Genomic DNA, 24,548 nt, shown 5'->3' on the forward strand with positions numbered 1-24,548 from the left:
CCGGTGCGCGGCTACGTCCTGAAGAAGGTCGGCTGGTCGATCGGCACCCTGCTGTTCGTCGTGGTCTTCAACTTCTTCCTGTTCCGGCTGCTGCCGGGCGACCCGATCGGCCTCTACACGCGGGGCCGGAACATGTCGCCCGAGCAGCTGATCCGGCTGCGGCAGCAGCTCAACCGGCCCGTCGGCGAGCAGTTCGTCGAATACCTGGCCAACCCGTTCGCCTCGGCGATCAACTCGACCCGGTTCAACCGGCCGGTCTGGGAGATCATCGGCGAGCGGGTCTGGCCGACCGTGCTGCTCGTCGGCGCCGCCGTGCTGGCGGCGGCGCTGGCCGGGGTCTGGCTGGGCATCCGCAGCGGGTGGCGGCGCGGGTCGCGGTTCGACCGGATCACCACCGGGACGACCAACACGCTCTACGCGATGCCGGAGTTCTGGGTCGGCATGATGCTGATCATGTGGTTGCCGTTCTTCCCGAGCGGCGGCATCAACTCGGTCGGGGTGTCGGGCTTCCTCGCCACCGCCGTCGACACGCTCTGGCACATGGTGCTGCCGGTCACCGCGCTCGCCGTCGTCTACCTGGCCGAGTACACCTCGATCATGCGCGCGTCGCTGGTCGACGAACTGCGGCAGGACTACCTGACGCTGGCCCGCGCCAAGGGCCTGCGCGAAGACCTGGTCAGGCGGCGGCACGCGGTGCCGAACGCGCTGCTGCCGACCATGACGCTCATCTTCCTCAACCTCGGCTTCGTGATCGGCGGGGCCATCACCGTCGAGTACGTCTTCTCCTGGCCCGGTCTGGGACTGCTCACCGCCGAGGCGCTGCGCGGGCCCGACATCCCCCTGCTGCAGGCGGTGTTCCTGCTCTTCTCCCTCGGGGTGATCGTGTTCACACTGGTAGCGGACCTGCTGTACGCCGTACTGGACCCACGGGTGAGCACGCGGTGACGGCCATCGCCTGGCAGCGGCGGCGCGCCACCGCGGCCCGGTTCTGGGCCGACTTCCGCTCCCACCGGTCGGCGCTGGTCGGCCTGGGCATCCTGCTGTTCTTCGGGCTGGTCGCCGTGTTCGCCTCGGTGCTGGCCGACCCCGCCGGGCTCGACGTCACCAAGGCGACCGCCCCGGCGCACGCCGCCCCCTCGGCCGGCTACTGGCTCGGCACCGACCAGAACGGCCGGTCGGTGCTCACCCTGCTCATCCACGGCACCCGGGTGTCGCTGATCGTCGGGCTCGCGGCCACCGCCATCGCCATCGTCATCGGCACCGTCGTCGGCGTCATGGCCGGGTTCTACGGCGGCTGGGCGCGCTCGACGCTGATGGGGTTCACCGACTGGTTCCTCGTCATCCCGTTCCTGCCGCTGGCCATCGTGATGGCGACCGTGCTGGGGGCCTCGCTGCTCAACATCGTCATCGTCATCGGGGTGACGTCGTGGCCCGGCACCGCCCGGCTGGTCTGCGCGCAGACGCTGAGCGTGCGGGAGCGGCCCTACCTGGAACGGGCGCGGGCGCTCGGCGGCGGCGACTGGCACCAGATGACCCGGCACATCCTGCCCAACGTGATGCCGCTCGTGCTGGCCCACGTGGTGCTGACCGTGTCGGTGGCGATCCTGTCGGAGACGACGCTCTCGTTCCTCGGGCTGGGCGACCCGACGCGGCCGTCGTGGGGGTACATCCTCGACAACGCCTACGGAACCGGGGCGATGTCGAACGGCGAATGGTGGTTCGTGCTGCCGCCGGGCCTGTGTGTGGTGCTGGTCGTGCTGGCGTTCACGCTGGTCGGGCGGGCGCTGGAGGTCGTGCTGAACCCACGTCTGCGGGAGGGGCCATGAGCCTGCTGGAGTTGCGGGACCTGTCGGTCACCTACGCCGGAGACGTGCCCGCCGTGCGCGGGGTCTCGCTCGGCGTCGCGCCGGGCGAGGTGCTCGGCGTCGCGGGCGAGTCGGGCTGCGGCAAGTCGACGATCACCAACGCCGTGCTGCGGCTGCTGCCGAAGTCGGCGCGGGTGGGCGGGTCGGTGCTGCTCGACGGCGAGGACGTCTACGGCATGTCGTTCGGCCGCCTGCGGGCGGTCAGGTGGGCCACCGCGTCGATCGTGTTCCAGGGGGCGCTGCACTCGCTCAACGCGGTGCAGACCATCGGCCGCCAGATCGCCGAGCCGATCCTGCTGCACGAGCCGAAGACCTCGCGCAGGGCCGCCGACCTGCGGGCCGGCGAACTGCTGGAGCAGGTCGGGCTGCCGGCCCGGCGCGCCCGCGACTACCCCCACCAGCTGTCGGGCGGTCAACGGCAGCGGGTGATGATCGCGCTGGCCCTGGCCTGCCGGCCCCGGCTCGTCATCGCCGACGAGCCGACCACCGCGCTCGACGTGATGGTCCAGGCGCAGGTGCTGCAACTGCTGTCGGGGCTGGTCAAGGACCTGGGGCTGGCGCTGGTGCTGATCTCCCACGACCTGTCGGTGCTCGGCACGACCTGCGACCGCGTCGCGGTCATGTACGCCGGGAAGGTCGTCGAGGAGGGCCCGGCCTCGGTCGTCTTCGACGACTCGCGGCACCCCTACAGCGGCGCCCTCGCCGGGGCCTTCCCCCGCGTCGGCGACCCCCGGTTCCGGTACGCCCCCGCCGGGCTCGCCGGCGATCCGCCCTATCCGGGCGACCTCCCGCCGGGCTGCCCGTTCCATCCGCGCTGCCCCGTCGCGATCGACCGGTGCTCGTCGGCCGACGTCGAACTCGTCGAGGTGGCGGCCGGGCGGCGGGCCGCCTGCCTGCTCGCCGGGGAGGCGTCATGAGCGCACTGGCCGCACGCGACCTCTCGGTCCGCTTCGGCGCGGCCCGCGCGGTCGACGGGGTCGACCTGGAGATCGGTTCCGGCGAGATCGTCGCGCTGGTCGGGGAGTCCGGCTGCGGCAAGTCGTCGCTGGCCCGCGCCCTTCTCGGTCTTGTACGCCCTTCTGAAGGCGCCGTCGAACACGCCGGCCGCCCCCTCGACCACCGCCGGCTGAAGGCGTTCCGGCGGCACGTGCAGCTCGTCCTTCAGGACCCGAGCGGGTCGCTCAACCCCCGCCACACCGTCTACGAGGCGGTGGCCGAAGGGCTGCGCATCCACAAGGTGCCCGGCGACGAACGGGAACTCGTCGCCGCCGCGCTGGCCAAGGCCGGGCTGCGCCCGCCGGAGCGCTTCTTCCTGCGCTACCCGCACGAGCTGTCGGGCGGGCAGCGGCAGCGGGTGGTGATCGCCGGGGCGCTGGTGCTGGAGCCCGACGTGCTGGTCGCCGACGAGCCCGTGTCGTCGCTCGACGCCTCCGTGCGCGGCGAGATCCTGGCGCTGCTGCTCCGGCTGCGCGCCGAGCTCGGGTTGTCGCTGCTGGTGGTGACGCACGACCTCGGGCTGGCGTGGAACATCGCCGACCGGGTGGCGGTCATGTATTTGGGCCGCATCGTCGAGACCGGCGACACGGCCGAGGTGCTGACGGCGCCGCGGCATCCGTACACCAAAGCGCTTCTGTCGGTGGTGCCGGAGATCGCCCGGCAGGAGCCGATCGTGCTGACCGGCGAGGCCCCCGACCCGTCGCGGATCCCGGGCGGCTGCCGCTTCCGGCCCCGCTGCCCCGCCTACGCCGCCGGGCTGCCCGCCGGCCTGGCCGACCGTTGCGAGAAGGAGAACCTGCCCGTGCTGCCCGCCGACCTCGGCCACCATGCCGCCTGCGTCCTGCCATGAGCGACGTCGGGACGATCTGCTCCGATCTCATCAGGATCGACACCACCAACGAGGGCGACAACCGGGGCCGAGGTGAACGCGGCGCGGCCGAGTACGTCGCCACGCTGCTCTCCGACGCCGGAGTCGAGGCGACGATCCTGGAGTCGTCGCGCGGCCGGTCGAACGTGGTAGCCCGGGTGCGCGGCTCCTCCGACGCCGACCCGTTCCTCATCCACGGCCACCTCGACGTGGTGCCCGCCGTCGCGGACGACTGGGCGGTCCACCCGTTCTCCGGCGAGATCGTCGACGGGGTCGTGTGGGGACGCGGCGCGGTCGACATGAAGGGCACCTGCGCGATGACCCTCGCGCTCGTGCGCGACTGGGCCGCGCGCGGGCTGCGGCCCTCGCGCGACGTCGTGCTCGCCTTCACCGCCGACGAGGAGGCCACCGGCGAGTACGGCTCGTACTACCTGGCGGGCCGGCACGCGGGCCTCTTCGACGGGGTGCGGGAGGCGATCAGCGAGGACGGCGGCTACTGCGTCGTCCACGAGGGGAAACGCGTCTACCCCGTGGCGGTCGGCGAGCAGGGCATGGCGTGGATGCGGCTGACCGCCGACGGCGTCGCCCAGCACGGCTCGCTCCGCGCGGTCGACAACCCGGTCGCCGAGATCTGCCACGCGATGTCGCGGCTGGCGGCGTACGAGTGGCCGATCCAGCTCACCTCCGGCGTCAGGAGCATGCTCGACGGCATCTCCCGGGCCCTCGACGTCGAACTCGACATGTCGGACCTCGACGGCGAGGCCCGGCGGCTCGGCCAGGTGGGGGAGCTGTTCGCCCACGTGCTGCGCAACTCCGCGAACGTGACCATGCTGGACGCCGGATACAAGGTCAACGTGATCCCCGGGTCGGCGTCCGCGCAGGTCGACGGCCGGTTCCTGCCCGGCTCCCGGGAAGAGTTCCTGGCCACCGTCGACTCCCTGCTCGGCCCGAAGGTGCGCCGCGAGTTCGTCTGCTTCGAGGACGCCCCGCAGGCCGACCCCGGCGGCCCCACCTTCGACGCGTTGTGCGCCGCGCTGGTCGCCGAGGACCCGGAGGCGCTGCCCATCCCGTACGTGATGAGCGGCGGCACCGACGCCAAGGCGTTCCACGAACTCGGCGTCGTGACCTACGGCTTCGCGCCGCTGGCGCTGCCCGAGGGGTTCGACTACAACGCGATGTTCCACGGCATCGATGAACGGGTGCCGGTCAGCGCGCTGGAGTTCGGCGTCCGGGTGCTCGACCGCTTCTTCCGCCCGTGATCGGCGTCTGGTCGCCCTCGACCCTGCTGCACGACCCGTCGGCGGAGATCTGGATCGGCCTGCGGACCCCCGGCACCGAGGTGGCCGAACGGGTGCGGCGCATCCGCGCGGCCGTGCCCGCGACGTGGGCCGAGGCCGCCGAGGCGCCGTGGGACGTGCTGACCTCGGTGCACTCCGAGGGACTGCTGCGCCATCTGCGGGACGTGTACGCGGAGTGGGTCGCGGCGGGTTACCCGCAGGACCGGGTGGTGCCCTACGTGTTCCCCACGGCGGCGATGCTCGGCGGCCTGCCCGGCCGGTCGCCCGCGGCGGTGCACGGGCGGGCGGGGCTGTACGCGTACGACACGATGACCCTGGTCGGGCCCGGGACGTGGGAGGCGGCGCTGACGGCGGCCGGCGCGGCCTGGACCGCCGCCCGCCTGGTGTCCCGCGACCTGACGTATGCGCTGTGCCGCCCGCCGGGCCACCACGCGACGCGGGACGGCTACGGCGGTTCGTGCTACCTGAACAACGCGGCGGTGGCCGCCACGACGTTGCGCGCGGAAGGCTACGCGAAGGTCGCCGTCGTCGACGTGGACGCCCACCACGGCAACGGAACGCAAGCCATCTTCTGGGACCGGGACGACGTGTTCTACGGCAGCGTGCACGTGGACCCCGGGGCGGGCTGGTTCCCCCACTACGTGGGCTTCGCCGACGAGACCGGCGGCGGAACCACCCTGAACGTGCCGATCGCCCCCGAGTCCGGGGACGGGGTGTGGCTTTCCGCGGTGGCGCGGTTGTGCGAGGCGGTGGCGGCCTTCGGCGCCGAGGCGCTGGTGGTGTCACTCGGCGTGGACGCCGCCGCCGACGACCCGGAGAGCCCGTTGCGGGTCACCCGGGACGGCTACCTCTCGACCGGGCGGCTGCTCGGCGGGCTGGGATTGCCGACGGTGGCGGTGCAGGAGGGCGGCTACCACCTGGAGACGCTCGGGCCGCTGGTGGCCGCGACGCTGCGGGGGATTCAGCCGCCTTCGTAGAGGCGATCGAGGCCGATCAGCTGGACGCGGCCGCCGCTCTCCCGGGCGGCCTCCTCCAGCTGCGGCATGAACCCGGCGCCGCTGAACAGCAGCAACCGCCGGGCCGGGCGGAGGGCGGCGATCTTCTCCAGGCGGGCCAGATGACCCAGGCCGATCACCTCGCCCCACTTCACCTCGCCCAGCGCGAGGAGCTCGCCGCCGGAGTCGAAGGCCGCCAGGTCGACCTCGTGGCTCTGGCGGGTCGAGGAGTCGTACACGACACCGGAAAGCACCTTCGACGGCATGCCGCCGACGCTCTCGTCGGCGGCCATGTCGGCGGTCCACACCCGGCACATGCGCTCGAAGACGGGTCCGGCGACCTGGCTGGGGAAGATGTTCTTCCGCGCGTTCCCCCAGATGGCCTCGGTGCGGCCCAAGCGCACGGTTTCGAGCGAGGCCCAGTGGGGGCGCATGATCGCGTAGTAGAAGCGGACCAGCGGCTCGGTGATCCGGTAGTAGGAGCGGCCGGGCCGGAAGGCGTCCTTGTCGGTGACCAGCAGCCCCGCGTCCTCCAGGACGGTGAGCTGGTGGGAGATGTCGGTGGCCTTGCGTTCGAGCCGGCTCGCGATCCCGCCCCTCGTGTCGTTGCCCTCGGCGACGGCGGTCAGGACCGCGCTGTAGAGGCCGCTCTCATAGATCGTCGGGTCTTCGGCGAGCAGCATGCGGACTTCACGGAAGAGCGGATTCGCCGGGTTGAGCACGTATCTCATCACCCAGCTGTCGAACTCGTCGGCTCTTTCCGGAGTGTCCCGTCAGATGGCTTCTCCACCTTCCTCATCGTCCCTGCTGGCAAGCCATGCCTTATGGCTTTCCGACAACTTCGGCCACAGGATCGCGCGTTCCTCGCCCGTCAGGTGAAGGCCGAAGACGTCGCTCATCGCCGCGACGTAGTCGCCCTCCCGCTCCAGCGTCGTCGACGTCGGGTCGTCGCCGACCCGCGTCAGCACCAGCCCGCGCAGCGAGTCCACCCCCGTCGCGTCGCGCCGCTGGATCGCCAGCACGCGCACGAACCCCGACTCCGGCGACGTCGACAACCGGACGTGCTCCGACTCGAACGCCGTCATCTCCGTCGGGACCTTGCGGAAGTCCATGCCGACGAAGCTGCCGCGCGGGTCGTGGTCGAGGCGCCAGCCCCCGGGTTCGGCCTCCGAGGGGCGCAGCCGGTAGGTGAAGGGGCCCTGGTCGTACACGCCCTCGACCAGGGGGAGCGGCTCGTGGATCGCGTCGCCGAGGCCGGCGTCGACCAGCCACTCGCCCGACGGGTTCGCTTCGGTGGGCAGGCCGGCGACGGTCAGCACCAGGTGGTTGCCCCGGGCGCCGGCCGGGTCGGTCGCCGAGCCCTGCACGCCGCCGAAGTGCCGCGTCACCTGATAGCCCAAGGCCGACAGCAGTTCCGAAAGGGCGCCGTTCAGGTGGAAGCAGTAGCCGCCCCGGCCCGCGACGATCCGGGCCGCCGACTCGGCCGGGTCGACGGTCGTCGGGCGGCCCAGCCAGATCTCCGTCGTCTCGTAGGGGACCCGCTCCACGTGGGCGCGCTGGAGGGCGGCGAGGGCGGTGACGCTCGGGGGCTCGCGGGTGAGGCCGAGACGGTGGACGTAGGCGTCGACATCGATCACGGCAATCACGGTAGCCTGCACGAAAGCTCCACAAAAAGCCATGAAAGCTCTGCACGTCCGGCCTCTACGCTGCCTGCATGGCTTATCCCCAGCAGCGCCGGGTGCTGGTCGTCGAGGACGACGACACCATCGCGAAAGCGGTCGCGACCCGATTGACGGCCGAAGGGTTCGATGTCCGGGTCGCCGGTGACGGCGAAGGGGCGCTGGTCGCGTACGCGCGCTTCGAACCCGATCTGGTGGTGCTCGACCGGCTTCTGCCCGGTTTGGACGGGCTGGAGGTGTGCCGCCGCATCCAGGCCGCCCGGCCGGTGCCCGTGCTCATGCTGACCGCGCTCGGCGAGGAGACCGACGTGCTGGTCGGGCTCGGCGTGGGGGCCGACGACTACATCACCAAGCCGTTCAGCATGCGCGAACTGGTCGCGCGTATCCACGCCCTGTTGCGGCGGGTCGACCGGGCGGTGCAGCTGGCGTCCGAGGAGACGGTGCTGCGGGTCGGCGAGATCGAGATCAACCTCGCCGAGCGGCGGGTGTTCGTGCGCGGGGCCGAGGCCCAGCTGACCCGGACCGAGTTCGACCTGCTCAGGCGGCTCGCCGAACGTCCCGGACAGGTCTACGAGCGCGAACGGCTGCTCGCCGACATCTGGGGGTTCTCCGAGGCGGCCGCGACGCGCACCGTGGACAGTCACGTGCGGGCGCTGCGTCGCAAGCTCGGGTCAGAGGTGGTGCGGACCGTCCACGGGGTCGGGTACGCCCTGGTGCGCCCATGAGGCCGCTCGACTTCCTCGGCCGCATGAAGGTCAAACTCGGGATCGTCATGGTCGGGGCCGTGGTGACCGCGTTCGTGGTGAACGAGGTGGGGATCAACGGGGGCGTTCCCCGCGACCTCCGGATCGCCTTCGCGGTGTTCCTGGCGCTGCTCATGATGCAGGTGCTGGCCCGGGGCATGACCAAGCCCCTGCGGGAGATGGCCGCCGCCGCGCAGACCATCGCCAAGGGTTCGTACGGCCTCCGCGTCACCGCCACCAGCCGCGACGAGGTCGGCGAGCTGGCCAGAGCCTTCAACGCGATGGCCGCCGACCTGGCCGAGGTCGACAGACAGCGCCGCGAACTGGTCGCCAACGTCAGCCACGAACTGCGCACCCCGATCACCGGGGTGCAGGCGGTCCTGGAGAACGTGGTCGACGGCGTCTCCCCACCCGAGCCGGAGATCCTCGGCACGGCTCTGGCGCAGACCCAGCGCCTGGGCCGCCTGGTCGCCCAGCTCCTCGACCTGTCGAGACTCGACTCGGGGGCCCGCCCGATCGAGGCCGAGGAGTTCGACCTGGCCGACCTCGGCGGACAGGCCGTCCGCGAGGCGTCACTGCGCCGCGACGACGTGACGGTCGTCGCCCAGATCGAACCCGGCCGCCACCTGACGACCGCCGACCCGTCGCTGCTCGCCCAGGTGCTGGCCAACCTGCTGGACAACGCCGTCAGGCACAGCCCGCCCGGCGGAACGGTCACCCTGACCTCCCGCGCGTCCACCGACGGAACCCTGGAAATCGAGGTCGCCGACGAAGGCCCCGGCATCCCGCCCGCCGACCGCCAGCGCGTCTTCGAACGCTTCTCCCGCCTGGACGCCGCCCGCGCCGCCGACGCCGGAGGAGCCGGCCTCGGTCTGGCCATCGCCAAGGAGATCGCCGAACTCCACGGGGGCACCCTCGCGGTCGCCGACGGGACGGGCTGCCACATGGTCGTCACCCTCCCTAAGGCGGTCAGGGAACCGGCCCCCGCCGGCCGAACCCTGGCCGCGGGCCGGACCCCCACGGGGGCGGTCCACGCCCGCCTGCCGGCGACCCGCCGCTCACGAACCGATACGGAGGCCGGTTCCGTGAAAAATCCCGACTCGCCAGTCGCCGCCCAACCGGCGCGAACGAACGGCTCACTCACCACAGACGTGTCACCTACGGCCGCACGACCCGCTTTCACCGAGGCGGCTGTCGAGGCGGCGCTCGACCTGTCGTCCGCACCGGCAGGCGAGCAGGCCTCGCCAGAGCGGGGGGGCGTGCCCCGGCTTGAGTCACCCACGGCTCCGGCCTCTCCCGGGGGACTGTTGTGGAGGGCATCGGCACCCGCACCGAACTCCACGGCAGCGGGGGAATCAGCGCTGGTGGAAGCACACGCTGGGCCCATGCCGACGTCGTCGGCCAACGGTTCCCAGGCCGCGCCAGAGCAAGCCGAGCCGCAGATCACTCAAGCACCCTCAACGGCAACCGATGCGAGCCAAGGCAACCCGTTCGAGCCAGCCACTACGGCCATCACCTCGCACCCCACACCGGCTCAGGCTGACGCCGAGTCGCCTGCTGCACAGCCAGCGGCATTCCCGGCCGAAGCCGCACTGCCCATCTCACCGACTGCTCCCGCGGACGCGGCGGCTTCGACCGACGCCAGGCCGCTCACCCCCGCCGTCGCCGCGCATTCTGCGCCTGTCTCAGCTGACCCGAGGTCGCTTCCCGGTTCGACTGCGGATGAAGCGGCTTCAGCTAATTCCGGGTCGCGCTTCGCTCCGGCCGATCCTGTGCATGCGGCATCGGCTTCGGCTGACTCCGGGTCGCCCACGCATTCCGCGGTAAATTCGGAGGCGCCGGCTGCCCCTGTGCATGCGGCACCGATTTCGGCCGACTTCGGGTCGCCCGTCTCGCCGGCCGTTGCCGCACATTCAGCGGCCGTCCCGCCGCCCGTCTCACCAATTGCGCATGCGGTGGCTTCAACCGATTCCGGGTCGCCCGTCTCGGCCGACCCGAGGTCGTTCCCCGCCTTGGCTGTCGCCGCGGATGCGGCGGTGCCGTCAGCCGATTCCGGGTCGGCCGTCATCCCGGCTGTGCCTGCGCGTGCGACGCCACTCTCGGCCGATTCCGGCTTGCTCGCCGCGTCGGCCGCTCCTGCGCAAGCTGCGGCTTCGGCTGACCCTGGGGCGCTCGTTTCCCCGGCTGTTCCCGTGGTCTCCTCGGCCACCACCGCGCAGGCCCCATCCGGCGAGCCCGGGTCGTCTTCGGCCGACGGTCGAACCACGCCGGCCAGTTCTCTCCGGACCGCCGTCACCGCGCCGCACCCCGTCGTCGTCCCGCCCGACGACCGACCGCCCGCCCCACGCGGCGACACCACCCCAGGCGGTCCCCCGCCCGGCCAGTCGCGTCAGCGCATGTTCGAGGAGCCGCCCCCCGCCAGGTCCTTCGGCGGTGCCGTCGTCGGCGGGATCATCGGGGCGCTCGCCGGGTTGCTCGGGGGCACGGTCGCGGCCGTGTTCTTCGGCACCGGGCCGAACACCGAGGTCCAGGCCGCGGGCGCGTTCCTGCTCTTCGTCTGTGTCGGCATCGCCGCCGGCGCGTCGCTCGGCGGCCGGGTCAGGTCGTCGGAGCAGGCTGGGGGGCAGTTCGACGCGTACACGCCGCCGCCGCTGTTCCCCCGACCCGCCCTCCCCGACACGCCGAGCTGGGTGCTGCCGGCGGCCATGGGGGTGGGGCTCGTCGCGGCCGTCTGTTTCCCCTACGCGCCGACCGGCATCGGCGTGGTCCTGACCGCCGTGGCGCTCACGCTGGCGGTGGTCCCCGCGATCCGGCATCGGGTCAACGCCTGGAGCATCGCCTACTCCGTCGCCGCCTACGGGCTCGTGTCGGTCGCGCTGTTCCGGGACGCCGACTGGCTGGTCGGGCTCTCGCTGCTGGCCGCCTTCGCGGTCGCCTCGCTGGCCGTGTCAGGTGGGCGGGGCTGGGCCGGGGTGGTCAGGGGGTTGTTGTCGGTCGGGCTGGCGGTGTTCCCGGTGCCGTGGTTCCTCGGCGGGCCGGTGCGGCGGGTGCTCAAGCGGCGCAGCCTGCTGCCCGTCCTGGTGTCGCTGGGGGTCACCGCGATCCTGCTGGCGGTCTTCGGGGTGCTGTTCGTCTCGGCCGACGCGGTGTTCTCCTCGTTCGCCCGGGAACTGTTCTCGGCGCCCGCGTGGGCGGGGTCGCTGCCGGTGCGGATCTTCCTGTTCGTCGTCTTCGGGGTGCTGGCGGCCGCCGCGATCCTGGTCGCGCTGCGGCCGGTCGTCGAGCCCCGGGTCGACTACGCGCCGCTCAGCCTGGCCCGGACCCTGTGGATCATTCCGCTGGTCGGCGTCAACCTGCTGTTCGCCGCCTTCGTCGGGGTGCAGATCTCGGTGTTGTTCGGCGGCAGCCGCCGGGTGCTGGAGACCGCCGGGCTGACGTTCGCCGAATACGCCCGGTCGGGCTTCTTCGAGCTGATCACCGTCAGCGTGTTCGTGCTGTTCATCGTCGCCTTCTGCAGCGTGATGATCAAGGGCGACCGGTGGATCAGGGCGACCCTGCTGGGGCTGCTCTGCGCGCTGACCCTCGTCATCCTGGCCTCGGCGCTGCACCGGCTCGGGCTCTACACCGCCGCCTACGGCTTCACCCGGTTGCGGGCCTCGGTGGGGGCGACGATCTGGTGGGTCGCCGCGGTGTTCGTGCTGGTGCTGCTGGGTGGGCTGATCAGGCCGCAGGTCTGGTTGCCGAAGGCGCTGGTGCTGCTCACGGCCGTGTCGCTGCTGGTCTTCGCGGTCTGGAACCCGGACGCGCAGGTGGCCGAGACCCAGGTGTCGGTACGCGGCGTCGACCGCCTCGACGCCCACTACCTGGGCCGGTTGAGCGCCGACGCCATCCCGGGGCTCGACCGGCTGCCCGAGCCGATCAGGAGTTGTGTGCTGCGCGACGTGATCGACGTCCAGGACCTGCGGTTCCCCGACCCCTGGAACGGCTGGAACCTGTCGCGCCGCCAGGCCGCCGAGATCCTCGCGGCGCACCCGGTGGACCCGTCGGTGACGTGCGAGGAGAAGTACCGGTCCGCATACTGATCACGTGACCTTCGACGTGGTGATCGCGAACGGCCGGGTCGTCGACGGGACCGGCGCCCCGCCGTTCCGCGCCGACGTCGGGATCTCCGGCGGGAGGATCACGGCGGTCGGGCGGCTGCCGCACCACGACGCCGTCGACGCCGTCGACGCCACCGGCCGGCTCGTCCTCCCGGGGATGATCGACTGTCACTCCCACGGTGACGCGCTGGTCCACGACGCGGGCTTCCAGCTCGCCAACCTGCGCCAGGGCGTCACCACGGTCGTGCTGGGCCAGGACGGGCTCTCGTTCGCGCCGACCACCACCAGGGCCGCCTTCGACTACGCCACCCGCTACTTCGCCGCCATCAACGGCGACTTCCCGGGCGACGGCCCGCTGTCGGTGGCGGAGATCAGGGCGAGCCACGACCGGGCCGCGCTGAACAGCGTCTTCCTGCTCCCGCACGGGACGATCCGCTACGACGTGCTCGGGTCCGCTCAGACCACCGCGTCTCCGGACGAAATCCACCGGATGCGCTCGATTGTGGAGAAGGGGCTCGACGAGGGCGCGGTCGGTCTGTCGACCGGTCTCGAGTACGTGCCCGGCCGCTACGCCGACGTCGGCGAACTCGCCGCCCTGTGCGCGCCGCTCCAGGGTCTCCCGTACGTCACCCACATGCGCGGCTACGGCCAGTCGGCGCCCGTGGGGATGAAGGAGGCGCTCGCCGTCACCCGGCGGGCCGGCGCCCCGTTGCACGTCTCCCACTTCCACGGCCCGGCCGACGTGCTGCTGCCGCTGCTCGACGGCGACACGACCTTCGACACCTACCCCTACCTGCGCGGCAGCACGATCCTGGCGATGATCGTGTTGCCCGCGAACGTGCCGGCGGCCGACCCGGCGGCGGCCCTGCCGATGATCGAGCGGCTCGACCTCGACTACGCCTGGGAGCGCCTCACCATCGCCCACGCCCCGGGCCTCGAATGGTCCGAAGGGCTCACCATCCCGCGGGCGGCCGAGCGCCAGGGGGAGAGCCCGGCGCTGTTCGCCCGCCGTCTCCTCGTCGAGACCGGCCTCCAGGCGGGCTGCGTCAGCGCCCGGCCCGACGAGGGCCCCGAGGGCGAGGAGTCGGTCCGCCGGATCCTGCGCCACCCGGCCCACACCGGCGGCTCCGACGGCCTGCACGTCGGCGGCCACCCGCACCCCCGCGCCTACGGCGCGTTCGCCCGTTTCCTCGGCCATCACGTGCGGGAGAAGGCCGACCTGAGCTGGTCGGAGGCCGCCTCACACCTCGCGGCCCACCCGGCCCGCCGGTTCCGGCTGTTCGACCGGGGGCTGGTCCGCCCCGGCCAGGCCGCCGACCTGATCCTCGTCGACCCGGCGACGGTCGCCGACCGGGCCACCTACGCCCACCCGCGCGAGCTCGCCCAGGGCGTCGACGACGTGTGGATCAACGGGGTACGCGTCCTCGAAGACGGACGAATGACCACAGCCCGCCCCGGCCGGGCCCTGCGACCGGCGTAGTCTCCTATACGATCCACGAGTGCTCATTTCCGGCATGACCATCGACTGGCGCACGCGGGGGTTCGTCCAGCCGGAGCCGGTCACGGCGGAGGAGTTCCTGGCGGCCCGCCACCGGCTGTTCGACGGCCCGTTCACGTGGCCGCTCATGGTCGCCCGTGAGAGCGCCCTCGACCACAACGTGCGGGTGCTGGCGGACCACGTACAGGAGAACGGTCTTCTGCACGCCCCTCACGGCAAGACGACCATGTCGCCGCAGCTGTTCGCCAAGCAGCTCGCCGCGGGCGCGTGGGGGCTGACGGCCGCGACCGCGAGCCAGGTCATGGTCTACCGGAACCTCGGGGTCGAGCGGGTGCTGCTGGCCAACGAGATCTACGACGAGCGGGCCGTCGAGTGGCTGGCCCGCCAGGACCTGGAGCTGCTCGTCTACGCCGACTCGCCGCGCGGCGTCGAGCTGCTGGCCGGGAAGGGCTTCCGGATCCTGGTCGAACTGGGGCATCCCGGCGGGCGGACCGGCTGCCGCACCCTCGACGAGGCGAAAGCGCTCAAAGAGCTCATCGACGCCACCGACGGCGTCGAGTTCGCCGGGGTGTCCGGCTACGAGGGCACCCAGCCCGACCGCGCCGGCGTCACCGCCTACCTGAAGGACCTGCGCCGCCTCGCCGAAGACCTGGCCGCCCCGATCGTCTCCGCCGGGGGGAGCTCCCACTTCGACCTGGTCACCGAGGAACTGGCCGGTATGGACGCCCAGGTCATCGTGCGCCCCGGCGCCTACATCGGGCACGACGAGGGCTTCTACGCCCGCATGAGCCCCTTCGCCGACCGGCTGAGACCCGCGCTCGAGGTGTACGCCCAGGTCGTCTCCACCCCCGAACCCGGTCTGGCGATCGTCGGCCTCGGCAAGCGCGACATCCCCTACGACCTGGATCTCCCGTTCGCCCCCGACGGGCTCACGGTGACGAAGCTGCAAGACCAGCACACCTACCTCAGCGACCCCGGCGGCCGGGTCAAGCCGGGCGACGTGCTGAGGTTCGGCCTCTCCCACCCCTGCACCGCCTTCGACAAGTGGCGGGTCATCCCCGTCGTCGACGACGACCACGTCGTGGTCGACCTGCTCACCACGTACTTCTAGGAGAAAAAGTGAAGGAAGAGATCCGCACGACCGACGGAGCCGCCCCGGTCGGCGCCTACTCGCAGGGGCTCGTGGTCGGCGACTTCGTCTACACCTCCGGCATGGGGCCGCTCGACCCGGAGACCGGCGAGATCGTCGGCGCCGACGTGGCCGAGCAGACCCACCGGACCATGAAGAACCTGGGCGCGGTGCTCGCCGTCCACGGCCTGACCTTCGACGACGTGATCAAGTCGACGGTGCACCTGCAGAACCTGAAGGAGGACTTCGCCGCCTACAACGAGGTGTACAAGTCCTACTTCACGCAGCCCTATCCGGTCAGGACCACCGTAGGATCGCAGCTCATGAACATCCTGGTGGAAATCGACTTCGTGGCCTACAAGGGGCGTTAGTGGATTCTTCGGTGTACGTCTTCGTCGAGGACCTGCGCGACGAGGGCGTCGACGCGGTGCTCGACCGGATCACGGACCTCGGCGTGGCCGGGGTGACCGTGGCCGCCGCCGTCCACCAGATCACGGACGTCACCCCCCACGGCTCCAGCCGGATCACCCTCCGGCACGACGGGGTGCACTTCCCGCCGCCGCCCGACCTGTTCGGACGGCTCTCGCCGCCACTCCAGCCCGGCGCCGACGACAAGATCCTCGACGACCTGCGGGCCGCCTGCCGGGCGCGCGGCCTGTCCTTCCACGGGCAGGCGGTATTCCTGCGCAACGCGACCCTGGGGGCGGCCCACCCCGAGGTGACGGTCCGCAACTGTTTCGGCGACCGCGCCGCCCCCGCCGACCTGTGCCCGGCCAACCCCGACGTGCGCGCCTACGTGGTGGGCCTGGCCAGGGCGGTGGCCCGCCAGGGCGTCGACCGGGTCGTGGCCGACGCGCTGCACTTCGCCGCGTTCGAGGCGGGCCGCTCCTACATCCCCCTCGGCCCCATGGACGCCTTCCTCCTGGGCCTGTGCTTCTGCCACCACTGCCTGCTGAGGGCGACCCAGCTCGGGGTGAACGCCGAGGTGGCCCGCGAGGAGTGCGCCCGGATCGTCGGCGGCGTGCTCGACGGCGACCCGCCCGCCCAGGGCCAGGTGACCCGGGCGGCGCTGACCGCCTACGCCGGCCCCGAGGTGGTCGCCTACGCACGGGCCCGCTCCGAGACCGTGACCTCGCTGGTCGCCGAGGTCTCGGCGGCGGTCACCGAGGAGGGCTCCCAGCTCACCTTCACCGACGCCACCGGCGCGCTGAAGGGGGCCGCCGACGGGCTGCCCACGGCGGGCCTGGCCGCCCACGACGCCTGGCAGATCGGCGTCGACCTGGTGGCGCTCGGCGACCTGGTGCCCTCGTTCGCGGTGCTCGCCTACGCCCGCGACGCGACCCGGATCGCCGACGACCTGGCCGCCTACTCGCGCTCGGTCGGCAAGGACCGCGAACTGCGCGCGGTGCTGCGGCCGGGCATGCCCGACATCGAGGGCTGGGGCGAACGCCGCCGCGACGTCGACTCGACCGAACGCCTGGCCGCCAAGGTCAGGGCCGCCAAGGCGGCCGGGGCGGCCGGCGTCGACTTCTTCGCCTACGGCCTGGTCTCACGGAAGGTGCTGAGCCGGATCGACGGAGCCCTCTCAGGCTGACTCGCGCACGACCAGTTCCGTTTCCAGGATCACCGGGTCGGCGGCCGTCTCGCCGCGCTCCAGCAGGCTGAGCAGCAGCTTCACCATGGCCGCGGCCTGTTCGATGATCGGGTGGCGGACGGTCGTCAGCGGCGGGTCGGTGTAGCGGGCCGCCTCGATGTCGTCGAAGCCGACGATCGCGACGTCGCCGGGCACGCTGCGGCCCGCCTGGCGCAGGGCCTGCATCGCGCCGATCGCCATCAGGTCGTTGGCGATGAAGACGGCGTCGAGCTGAGGGTCGTCTTCGAGGAGCTGGCGCATCGCGATGGCGCCGGACTCGCGGGTGAAGTCGCCGACGGCGACGATCGAGCGGCGGTCGCTGTCGCGCAGCGCGTTGCGGTAGCCGGTCAGCCGGTCCTGCCCGCCGATCATGTCCTGCGGGCCGGCGATCGTGGCGATGCGGCGGCGGCCGCGTTCGAGCAGGTGCTTGACGGCCTTCTCGGCCCCGCCGACGTTGTCGTTGTCGACGTAGGGCAGGGCCACCGGCACGGCCGGGCGGCCGTAGGAGACCGCCGGCACGCCCATGCGGGTGATCGCGGCGGGCAGCGGGTCGGCGCCGTGCATCGAGATCAGCATGACGCCGTCGACGTGGCCGCTCGCTATGTAGCGCTCCACACGGGCGTGGGACTGGGCCGAGCCGCTCAGCATCAGCACGACCTGCTTGTCGGCCGCCTCCAGCTCGACGCTGGCCGAGCGGATGACGGTGGAGAACATGGGGTCGTCGGAGAACACCCGCGTCGTCGGCTCCGACACGACCAGGGCGATCGAGTCGGTGCGCTGGGTGACGAGGCTGCGCGCCGCCGAGTTGGGCACGTAGCCCAGCTCACGGACGGCGCGCAGCACCACGTCGCGGATTTCGGGACCGACGGTGGACTGGCCGTTGACGACCCTGGAGACGGTCGCCCGGGAAACCCCGGCACGAGCGGCGACGGCCTCCAAGGTGGGGCGCTTCATCGACGGGTCCCTCCCACGGGGCTCGGGTTGCGGACGATAACGATATCGGCCCCTAGCCCTTCACACTTCCGGCCAGCAGGCCGCGAACGAAGTAACGCTGCATCGACAGGAACACGATCAACGGGATGATCATGGAGACGAACGCGCCCGAGGTGAGGCGCTGCCACTCGTTTCCTCTGGTCCCGGCCATCTGCGCCAGCCGTACCGTCATCGGGGCGGTCTCGGCGGTGCCGCCCGAGAAGATCAGCGCGACCAGCAGGTCGTTCCACACCCACAGGAACTGGAAGATGCCGAACGCCGCCAGCGCGGGGGCCACCAGCGGCAGCACCACCTTGCGCAGGATCGTGCCGTGGGTGGCGCCGTCGACGCGGGCCGCCTCCATCAGCTCGCCCGGCAGCTCCGACATGAAGTTGTGGATCAGGAAGACGCCCAGCGGCAGCGCGAAACAGGTGTGGGCGAACCAGACCTGGATGAACTGCGCCGAGCCTTCGAGGTTCCAGGCCGGCATCAGGGTGATGCCGAAGACCTCCACGCCCTGCGAGAAGAACGACAGCAGCGGCACCAGGGCCATCTGCAGCGGCACGACCTGGAGGGCGAAGATGCCGATGTAGACCCAGTCGCGGCCGCGGAACCGCGTCCACGACAGCGCGTAGGCCGCGAAGGTGGCCAGCGCCAGCGGGAACAGCACCGACGGGATCGTGATCACGACCGAGTTGATCAGGAACGACGCCAGCCGGCCCGACGACGACGAGCTGCCGAACAGCACCTCCCGGTAGTTCTCCAGGGTGAGCTGCGGGTTGGTGAAGAACGTCCACCAGCCGGTCTGCTTGATGTCGTCCTCGGGACGGAACGACGACAGGAACAGGCCGAACGTCGGCGTCGTCCAGAGCAGCGCGATGACGACCGCGACGAGGCTCGCGACGCGGCCGGAGAGCCGCTTGCGGACCCGTCCGGCCGCGGTCTTCGGCTGCGCCGTCTTGGCGATGCTGGGGGCGATGGTGGTCATGCTCATGCCTCCCGGCGCTGCCGCAGCGAGCGGATCTGGTAGACGACGATCGGCGTGACGAGCACGAAGAGGAACACGGCCAGCGCCGCGCCCTTGCCCGCCTCGCCGTAGCGGAACGCCTGGTTGTACATCTCGTTGGCGATGACGCTGGTGTCGAACTGGCCGCCGGTCATCGTGCGGACGATGTCGAACAGCTTCAGCGTGCCGATCGACTGGGTCACCAGCACCACCACGAGCGCGGGGCGGATCGAGGGGAGCGTGACCCGGAAGAACATCTGGAGCGGGGTCGCGCCGTCGAGCCGGGCCGCCTCGACGATCTCGGCCGGGATGCCCTTGATCGCGGCCGACAGGACCACCGTGGCGAAGCCGGCCTGGATCCAGACCATGACGACGATCAGGAACAGGGTGTTGGTCGGGGCGCTCTGCAGCCACTGCTGCGGTTCGCCGCCGAGCCAGACCACGAACTGGTTGAGCAGGCCGATCTGGTCGGCCTCCTCGGGACGGTAGGCGTAGACGAACCGCCAGATGATGCCCGCGCCGACGAAGGAGATCGCCATCGGCAGGAACACCAGCGACTTGGCGATCGACTCGAAGCGCGACTTGTCCACCACGACGGCGTACACGAGACCGATGGCCGTCACCAGAAGCGGCACCAGCAGCACCCAGATCAGGGTGTTGCGCAGGACCGTGATCGCTTCGGGCTGGGTGAACATCCAGGCGTAGTTGTCGAACCCGACGAACTGGCTGCTGTCGCCGCTCATGAACGACAACATGGTGGTCCGGATGCCGGGCACCACCAGGCCGATCGTGAGCAGCACCAGCGCGGGACCGAGCAGCAGGAGCGAGTGCCCCCACGACCGTTCCTTCATCGGGGCGCGGTCGAGCAGCAGGAGCATGAGGCCGACGAAGGCGAGGAACGCGACCACGCCGATCAGAAGCTGGATGAGTTTGGGCGCCTCTGCGGCGAAATCGAAGAAGAAGTCCATGGGGGAGGTCTCCCGGGTGCGGATGTGCCCGGCCCCGGAGCGCGTGGCTCCGGGACCGGGCAGCGGTCCCTAGATCAGTTCTTCGGCCAGGAGGCCTCGATGAAGTCGAGGGTCGACTTCGTGTCCTTGCCGTTGATCCAGTCGGTCATGCCCTTCCAGAAGGTGCCCGCGCCCACGGCGGCCGGCATCAGGTCGGAGCCGTCGAAGCGGAAGACCGTGCTCGGGTCCTGCAGCATCTCGATCGAGAGCTTGTCGATCGCGTTGGCGGCCTTGCTGACGTCGACCTTCTTGTTGGCCGAGACGTAGGTGCCGAGCGCCATGCGGCGGTTCGGGAAGTCGCCGCCGGCGAGGTAGGCCTGCACGGCCTGGACCTCGGGACGGTCGGCGAACGCGGCCACGAACTCACCGGCGCCGAGCACCGGCTTGCTGTTGGCGTCGTTGCCCGGCAGGTAGAACGCGAAGACGTCGCCGTCCTCGGCCACCTTGGTGCCCTCGGGCCAGAAGTTGGCGTAGAAGGACGCCTGGCGGTGCAGGGCGCACTGGCCCTCGGTGATCGGCACGCCGCCCTCCTGGAAGGCGGTCGCGGCGATCGACTTCACGGGGCCGTAGCCGCCGTTGACGTACTTCTCGTTCTTCAGGATCGCGCCGACCTTGTCGACGGCGGTGACCATCTTGGGGTCGTTGAACGGCAGGTCGTGGGCGACCCACTGGTCGTAGCCCTCGGGGCCGAGGTCACGGAGGACGACGTCCTCGATCCAGTCGGTGGCGGGCCAGCCGGTGGCGTCGCCCGACTCGATGCCGGCGCACCACGGCTTGATGCCGGAGGCCGCGATCGTCTCGGTCAGGGTCATCAGCTCGGCCCACGTGGTGGGGATCTTCCAGCCCTTTTCGGCGAACATCGAGGGGGAGTACCACACGAACGACTTCACGCTGGCGCCCAGGGGCGCGCCGTAGAAGACGTTGTCGACCGTGGAGTACTTGATCCAGTCGGGGGACCAGTTCTCGTTGGCGAGGGACTTGACCTTGTCGCTGGCCGGCTTCAGCTTGCCGGCCTTGGCGAAGCGCTCAAGGAGACCGGGCTGCGGGAAGAACGCGATGTCCGGCGGGTTGCCGGCGTCGGCGCGCACCTGGATCTGCGCCTCGAACTCGCCGGTGCCCTCATAGGAGATCTTGATGCCGGTGCACTTGCTGAAGGGACCCCAGGCCTGCTCGAACAGGTCGGCCTCAGCGTCACGGATCGGCGAGTAGATGCTCACCGTCGTGCCGTCGAACTTGCCGTACTCGGTGAACGGCGCGCAGTCCGCCGACGCCGCGTCGCCGCCGGCGCTGGCGCTGGTCGCCGGGCCGGCGGTGTCGCCGCCGGAGCTCCCGCAGCCGGTGGCGACGAGTGCCAAGCCCAAACTTGCCGCAATGGCGGACAAACGGGCGGGTCGTGAGAGGAGCGACATGGACCCTTCCTCCAAAGTTCTTCCATGAACTCTCATCAGAGAGCGGTTCCGGAAGCTTCACCCCGGTTACGACGGCGTGTCAATCCATGTGAGATTACGGTTACCGCATTGTGAATTGGACAGTTCCGTTATCGTGGAGAGCGCTCTCTGGTGACGTCGCAGCCGGTGGCGGGCCGAGGGTCGACCGTCACATTCCCGGCATTGAGCGCTCTAAGCACCATCGCAGGACACGTTATGAGGACAGGGGTGGGAGCGCGACCACGGTTGTGTTCCGATTCGGTCACCACCCCCCTGTAAGTGTTTTTCCGCATGTATCAACAAATAGGCGGCATTACTCCGCGGCGGTCGGTCGCGGCCGCGCGGGCGGCGTTCCGCCGCGGCCCGGCGGGCCCGCCCGGCGGCTCCTCCGGAAGCCATGATAGAGAGCGCTCTCAGGCGCGGATCGTTGACGCAGCGTGAAGCTCGCGTCAACAGAGCCTCATCCGTCACCGGAAAACACTGTGATGAACGCCCCGCGTTGACATCGAGGCCGCCTTGCCGGGATGCTGGCTGAGAGCGCTCTCACAGGGAGGGCCGGTTGGGTGGGGGCGGCAGCATGACCGTGTCGGCGGATCTGGCCAGGGGGGCGGAGATCCTGGAATTCCCGAAGGGGTTCGTCTGGGGCACGGCGACCGCCGCCTACCAGATCGAGGGGGCCACCCGTGAGGGGGGACGCGGCCCCAGCATCTGGGACACCTTCAGCGCCACCCCGGGCAAGGTCTTCCAGGGCCACACCGGCGAGGTCGCGTGCGACCACTACCACCGCCACCGCGACGACGTCGCGCTGATGGCCTCGCTCGGCATGTCGGCCTACCGCTTCTCGGTCGCCTGGCCGCGCGTCCAGCCCAGCGGCAGCGGCCCGGCCAACCCGCACGGCCTCGACTTCTACGACCGCCTCGTCGACGACCTCCACGCGGCCGGCGTCACCCCGATCGTCACCCTCTACCACTGGGACCTGCCGCAGGCCCTCGAAGACCGGGGCGGCTGGACCAACCGCGACACCGCCGAGCGGTTCGCCGAGTACTCCGCCGCCGTCCACCGCCGCCTCGGCGACCGCATCGAGACCTGGACGACCCTGAACGAGCCGTGGTGCTCGGCCTTCCTCGGCTACGCCGCCGGCATCCACGCCCCCGGCCGCACCGACCCCGCCGCCTCCTTCGAGGCCGCCCACCACCTGCTGCTCGGCCACGGGCTCGCCACCCGCGAGCTGCGCGCCCTCGGCGCGAAGCAGATCAGCATCACCCACGCGCTCTCGCCGGTCAGGGGCGCCGACCCCGACGCCGTGGCGGTGCCCGACGGCATCATGAACCGGATCTTCCTCGACCCGATCCTGCGCGGCGTCTACCCGGCCGACGTGGTGGCCCGCGCCGCCCGCTTCACCGACTGGTCGTTCGTCCGCGACGGCGACCTCGAGGTGATCAGCCAGCCGATCGACCTGCTCGGCGTCAACTACTACAACCCGACCTTCACCGAGCCCCGCCCCGGCGAGCCCGCCAACCCGGTCTTCCCTGGCAGCGAGGGCATCGGCTTCCCCGTGCCCGACGGTCCGAAGACCGCCATGGGCTGGCCCATCGAGGCCGCGGGCCTCACCGAACTGCTGGTGAACCTGTCCCGCGACTACCCCGGCGTGCCGCTCATGATCACCGAGAACGGCGCCGCCTTCGACGACACGCTCATCGGGGGCCGTGTCGACGACAGGCGGCGCGTGGAATTCCTCGACGCCCACTTCCGGGCCGCGCACGCCGCCATCGAGGCCGGCGTCGACCTGCGCGGATACCTGGTCTGGAGCTTCCTGGACAACTACGAGTGGGCCTTCGGGTACGACAAGCGCTTCGGCCTGGTCTACATCGACTACGCCACCCAGGAGCGGGTCCCGAAGGACAGCGCCAAGTGGTACGCCGAGGTGATCCGCAGGAACGGCCTGGCGTGAGCCGGCCCACCCTGGAGAAGGTGGCCGCCCGCGCGGGCGTGTCCCGCGCGACGGTCTCCCGCGTCGTCAACGGCTCGACGACGGTGGCCGAGCACATCCGCGTGGCGGTCCAGCGGGCCGTCGAGGAGCTCGGCTACGTGCCCAACCAGGCCGCCCGGTCGCTGGTGACCCAGCGGGCCGACTCGATCGCGCTGGTCTTCTCCGAGCCGCCGGTCCGGGTCTTCTCCGACGACCCGACCTTCGCCGGCATCATCCGCGGGGTCTCGGCCGAGGCCGACGCGGCCGACAAGCAGGTCGTCCTGATGCTCGCCGGATCGTCGCGCGGGCACGAACGGGTCGAGCGCTACACGACCTCGGGCCACGTCGACGGGGTGATCGTCGCCTCGATGCACGGCGCCGACCCGCTGCCCGCCGCGCTGGCCCGCCGGGGCATCCCGGTGGTGTGCAGCGGGCGGCCCCTGACGGGGTCCTCTCTCCCGTACGTCGATATCGACAACGTCGGGGGCGCGGAGTCGGCGGTGCGGCGCCTGCTGGAGTCGGGCCGCCGGCGGATCGCCACCGTCGCCGGGCCGCCCGACATGGTCGCCGGGATCGACCGGCTGACCGGCTACCGGAACGCGCTGCGCGACTCGGGGAGGCGCTCGATCATCGCGATCGGCGACTTCACCCGCGACAGCGGCTTCGAGGGCATGACCCAGCTGCTCGACGACGACCCGGGCCTCGACGCGGTGTTCGCGGCCTCCGACATGATGGCGCTGGGCGCGCTGCGGGCGCTGCGGCAGGCGGGCCGCCGGGTGCCCGACGACGTGGCCGTGATCGGCTACGACGACGTCCCGGCCGCGCCCTACGCCGACCCGCCGCTGACCACGATCCGGCAGCCGACCATGCGCATGGGGCGCGAGCTGGTCAGGCTGCTGCTGAACCCGGGGGAGCCGTCGGTGATCCTGCCGACCGAGCTGGTGGTCAGGGAGTCGGCCTAGCGTTCTCGATCGCGGTCTTCATCTCGGCGGCGCCGTAGCGCATCCGGATCTCGACGTCGGCGTAGGCGGAGTCGGGGAGGAAGTCGGCCGTCCAGACGAGCACCCCGTCGGGCCGCACCTCGAACGAGGCGTGGTGGTGGGTGAGCGGCGGCCGGGCGCCCTCGACGACCGCGTAGGAGAAGCGCCGGGCCGTGTCGTCGAGAGAGACGATCAGCTCGGTGACGACGTTGCCGTCGGGGAAGGTGAGGAGACGCCGGCCGTCTTCGATCGCCGTGCCGGCGACGCGGCCGGGCAGCAGCCTCTCGTGGACGGCCCCGATGTCGCGGATGACGTCCCACACGTGATCGGGCGGGGCGTCGATCGGCAGTTCGACTCTGACGGAGGCCACGGCGGGACCCTAC

Annotated in this window: 21 protein-coding genes; 14 read left to right on the plus strand and 7 right to left on the minus strand. The window is 71.4% G+C overall.

Annotation, left to right across the window (positions count from 1 at the left end; genetic code table 11):
* Window positions 1–3 precede the first annotated feature (3 nt).
* Genes AW274_RS28980 through AW274_RS29005 form a run of 6 tightly spaced genes read left to right on the plus strand, consistent with a single transcriptional unit; the run spans window position 4 to window position 6,004 of the window.
* Window positions 4–945, plus strand: a complete 942-nt coding sequence (locus AW274_RS28980) for an ABC transporter permease (RefSeq protein WP_062438429.1) — start codon at window positions 4–6, stop codon at window positions 943–945.
* Window positions 942–1,826: an ABC transporter permease gene (locus AW274_RS28985; RefSeq protein ID WP_062438432.1), complete on the plus strand. Its 885-nt coding sequence runs from the start codon at window positions 942–944 to the stop codon at window positions 1,824–1,826. The genes AW274_RS28980 and AW274_RS28985 overlap by 4 nt, the downstream gene beginning before the upstream one ends.
* Window positions 1,823–2,782 (plus strand): ABC transporter ATP-binding protein, encoded by a 960-nt coding sequence (locus AW274_RS28990; RefSeq protein WP_062438435.1) that lies wholly within the window; start codon window positions 1,823–1,825, stop codon window positions 2,780–2,782. Before AW274_RS28985 ends, AW274_RS28990 begins: the two co-directional genes overlap by 4 nt.
* Entirely contained in the window at window positions 2,779–3,711 is a 933-nt protein-coding gene (locus tag AW274_RS28995) for an ABC transporter ATP-binding protein (protein ID WP_062438438.1), read from the plus strand. Before AW274_RS28990 ends, AW274_RS28995 begins: the two co-directional genes overlap by 4 nt.
* Window positions 3,708–4,988, plus strand: a complete 1,281-nt coding sequence (locus AW274_RS29000; RefSeq protein WP_062438442.1) for a M20/M25/M40 family metallo-hydrolase — start codon at window positions 3,708–3,710, stop codon at window positions 4,986–4,988. Before AW274_RS28995 ends, AW274_RS29000 begins: the two co-directional genes overlap by 4 nt.
* Window positions 4,985–6,004 (plus strand): arginase family protein, encoded by a 1,020-nt coding sequence (locus AW274_RS29005; RefSeq protein WP_062438447.1) that lies wholly within the window; start codon window positions 4,985–4,987, stop codon window positions 6,002–6,004. Before AW274_RS29000 ends, AW274_RS29005 begins: the two co-directional genes overlap by 4 nt.
* Here the strand turns inward: AW274_RS29005 and AW274_RS29010 are convergent.
* Window positions 5,989–6,753 (minus strand): ATP-binding protein, encoded by a 765-nt coding sequence (locus AW274_RS29010; protein ID WP_062438449.1) that lies wholly within the window; start codon window positions 6,751–6,753, stop codon window positions 5,989–5,991. The two genes, AW274_RS29005 and AW274_RS29010, sit on opposite strands and share 16 nt — an antisense overlap.
* A gap of 42 nt (window positions 6,754–6,795) precedes the next feature.
* The gene (locus AW274_RS29015) at window positions 6,796–7,659 is read right to left on the minus strand and encodes an arylamine N-acetyltransferase family protein (RefSeq protein WP_198169474.1); all 864 of its coding nucleotides are present in this window, start codon (window positions 7,657–7,659) and stop codon (window positions 6,796–6,798) included.
* Between the two features lie 77 nt (window positions 7,660–7,736).
* On the opposite strand from AW274_RS29015, the gene AW274_RS29020 reads away from it, so the two are divergent.
* From AW274_RS29020 to AW274_RS29050, 6 genes are read left to right on the plus strand one after another with little or no spacing between them, the layout of a single operon-like run.
* Entirely contained in the window at window positions 7,737–8,426 is a 690-nt protein-coding gene (locus tag AW274_RS29020) for a response regulator transcription factor (RefSeq protein WP_062438457.1), read from the plus strand.
* Complete coding sequence (locus tag AW274_RS39595) at window positions 8,423–12,526, plus strand: DUF4153 domain-containing protein (protein ID WP_083974987.1); 4,104 nt, start codon at window positions 8,423–8,425, stop codon at window positions 12,524–12,526. Before AW274_RS29020 ends, AW274_RS39595 begins: the two co-directional genes overlap by 4 nt.
* A gap of 4 nt (window positions 12,527–12,530) precedes the next feature.
* On the plus strand, window positions 12,531–14,024 hold the full coding sequence (locus AW274_RS29035) for an N-acyl-D-amino-acid deacylase family protein (protein ID WP_062438468.1): 1,494 nt from the start codon (window positions 12,531–12,533) through the stop codon (window positions 14,022–14,024).
* A gap of 19 nt (window positions 14,025–14,043) precedes the next feature.
* On the plus strand, window positions 14,044–15,153 hold the full coding sequence (locus tag AW274_RS29040; RefSeq protein ID WP_439648796.1) for an alanine racemase: 1,110 nt from the start codon (window positions 14,044–14,046) through the stop codon (window positions 15,151–15,153).
* A gap of 8 nt (window positions 15,154–15,161) precedes the next feature.
* Window positions 15,162–15,542 carry a Rid family detoxifying hydrolase gene (locus AW274_RS29045; RefSeq protein WP_062438474.1) on the plus strand — a complete coding sequence of 127 codons (381 nt, stop codon included), beginning with the start codon at window positions 15,162–15,164 and terminating at the stop codon, window positions 15,540–15,542.
* A complete protein-coding gene (locus tag AW274_RS29050; protein ID WP_062438478.1) occupies window positions 15,542–16,765 on the plus strand; it encodes a hypothetical protein in 1,224 nt (407 codons plus the stop codon). The genes AW274_RS29045 and AW274_RS29050 overlap by 1 nt, the downstream gene beginning before the upstream one ends.
* Here the strand turns inward: AW274_RS29050 and AW274_RS29055 are convergent.
* From AW274_RS29055 to AW274_RS29070, 4 genes are all read right to left on the minus strand, one after another.
* Complete coding sequence (locus AW274_RS29055) at window positions 16,757–17,758, minus strand: LacI family DNA-binding transcriptional regulator (protein WP_062335548.1); 1,002 nt, start codon at window positions 17,756–17,758, stop codon at window positions 16,757–16,759. The two genes, AW274_RS29050 and AW274_RS29055, sit on opposite strands and share 9 nt — an antisense overlap.
* 52 nt (window positions 17,759–17,810) lie before the next feature.
* A complete protein-coding gene (locus AW274_RS29060; protein WP_062438482.1) occupies window positions 17,811–18,764 on the minus strand; it encodes a carbohydrate ABC transporter permease in 954 nt (317 codons plus the stop codon).
* A 2-nt stretch (window positions 18,765–18,766) separates the two neighbouring features.
* On the minus strand, window positions 18,767–19,750 hold the full coding sequence (locus tag AW274_RS29065; protein ID WP_062438487.1) for a carbohydrate ABC transporter permease: 984 nt from the start codon (window positions 19,748–19,750) through the stop codon (window positions 18,767–18,769).
* 74 nt (window positions 19,751–19,824) lie between these two features.
* Window positions 19,825–21,144, minus strand: coding sequence for an ABC transporter substrate-binding protein (locus AW274_RS29070; protein WP_369408682.1), 1,320 nt, complete (start codon window positions 21,142–21,144; stop codon window positions 19,825–19,827).
* Between the two features lie 649 nt (window positions 21,145–21,793).
* Here AW274_RS29070 and AW274_RS29075 point away from each other — a divergent pair.
* Together AW274_RS29075 and AW274_RS29080 are read left to right on the plus strand one after the other, a co-directional pair.
* Entirely contained in the window at window positions 21,794–23,167 is a 1,374-nt protein-coding gene (locus AW274_RS29075) for a GH1 family beta-glucosidase (RefSeq protein WP_062438495.1), read from the plus strand.
* Window positions 23,164–24,147 (plus strand): LacI family DNA-binding transcriptional regulator, encoded by a 984-nt coding sequence (locus AW274_RS29080; protein WP_062438499.1) that lies wholly within the window; start codon window positions 23,164–23,166, stop codon window positions 24,145–24,147. Before AW274_RS29075 ends, AW274_RS29080 begins: the two co-directional genes overlap by 4 nt.
* On the opposite strand, the gene AW274_RS29085 is transcribed toward AW274_RS29080, so the two are convergent.
* The gene (locus tag AW274_RS29085) at window positions 24,131–24,535 is read right to left on the minus strand and encodes an SRPBCC family protein (RefSeq protein WP_062438502.1); all 405 of its coding nucleotides are present in this window, start codon (window positions 24,533–24,535) and stop codon (window positions 24,131–24,133) included. The two genes, AW274_RS29080 and AW274_RS29085, sit on opposite strands and share 17 nt — an antisense overlap.
* Window positions 24,536–24,548: the final 13 nt, after the last annotated feature.

The sequence above is a fragment of the Herbidospora daliensis genome (assembly GCF_001570585.1).
Lineage (GTDB): Bacteria > Actinomycetota > Actinomycetes > Streptosporangiales > Streptosporangiaceae > Herbidospora > Herbidospora daliensis.

What these genes read in the sequence shown, in the direction of transcription:
- AW274_RS29055 (WP_062335548.1), bottom strand. Translation starts at nt 17,758, where the DNA reads ATGAAGCGCCCCACCTTGGAGGCCGTCGCCGCTCGTGCCGGGGTTTCC.
- AW274_RS29020 (WP_062438457.1), top strand. Translation starts at nt 7,737, where the DNA reads ATGGCTTATCCCCAGCAGCGCCGGGTGCTGGTCGTCGAGGACGACGAC.
- AW274_RS29065 (WP_062438487.1), bottom strand. Translation starts at nt 19,750, where the DNA reads ATGGACTTCTTCTTCGATTTCGCCGCAGAGGCGCCCAAACTCATCCAG.
- AW274_RS28990 (WP_062438435.1), top strand. Translation starts at nt 1,823, where the DNA reads ATGAGCCTGCTGGAGTTGCGGGACCTGTCGGTCACCTACGCCGGAGAC.
- AW274_RS29060 (WP_062438482.1), bottom strand. Translation starts at nt 18,764, where the DNA reads ATGACCACCATCGCCCCCAGCATCGCCAAGACGGCGCAGCCGAAGACC.
- AW274_RS29075 (WP_062438495.1), top strand. Translation starts at nt 21,794, where the DNA reads ATGACCGTGTCGGCGGATCTGGCCAGGGGGGCGGAGATCCTGGAATTC.
- AW274_RS39595 (WP_083974987.1), top strand. Translation starts at nt 8,423, where the DNA reads ATGAGGCCGCTCGACTTCCTCGGCCGCATGAAGGTCAAACTCGGGATC.
- AW274_RS29000 (WP_062438442.1), top strand. Translation starts at nt 3,708, where the DNA reads ATGAGCGACGTCGGGACGATCTGCTCCGATCTCATCAGGATCGACACC.
- AW274_RS28995 (WP_062438438.1), top strand. Translation starts at nt 2,779, where the DNA reads ATGAGCGCACTGGCCGCACGCGACCTCTCGGTCCGCTTCGGCGCGGCC.
- AW274_RS29010 (WP_062438449.1), bottom strand. Translation starts at nt 6,753, where the DNA reads ATGAGATACGTGCTCAACCCGGCGAATCCGCTCTTCCGTGAAGTCCGC.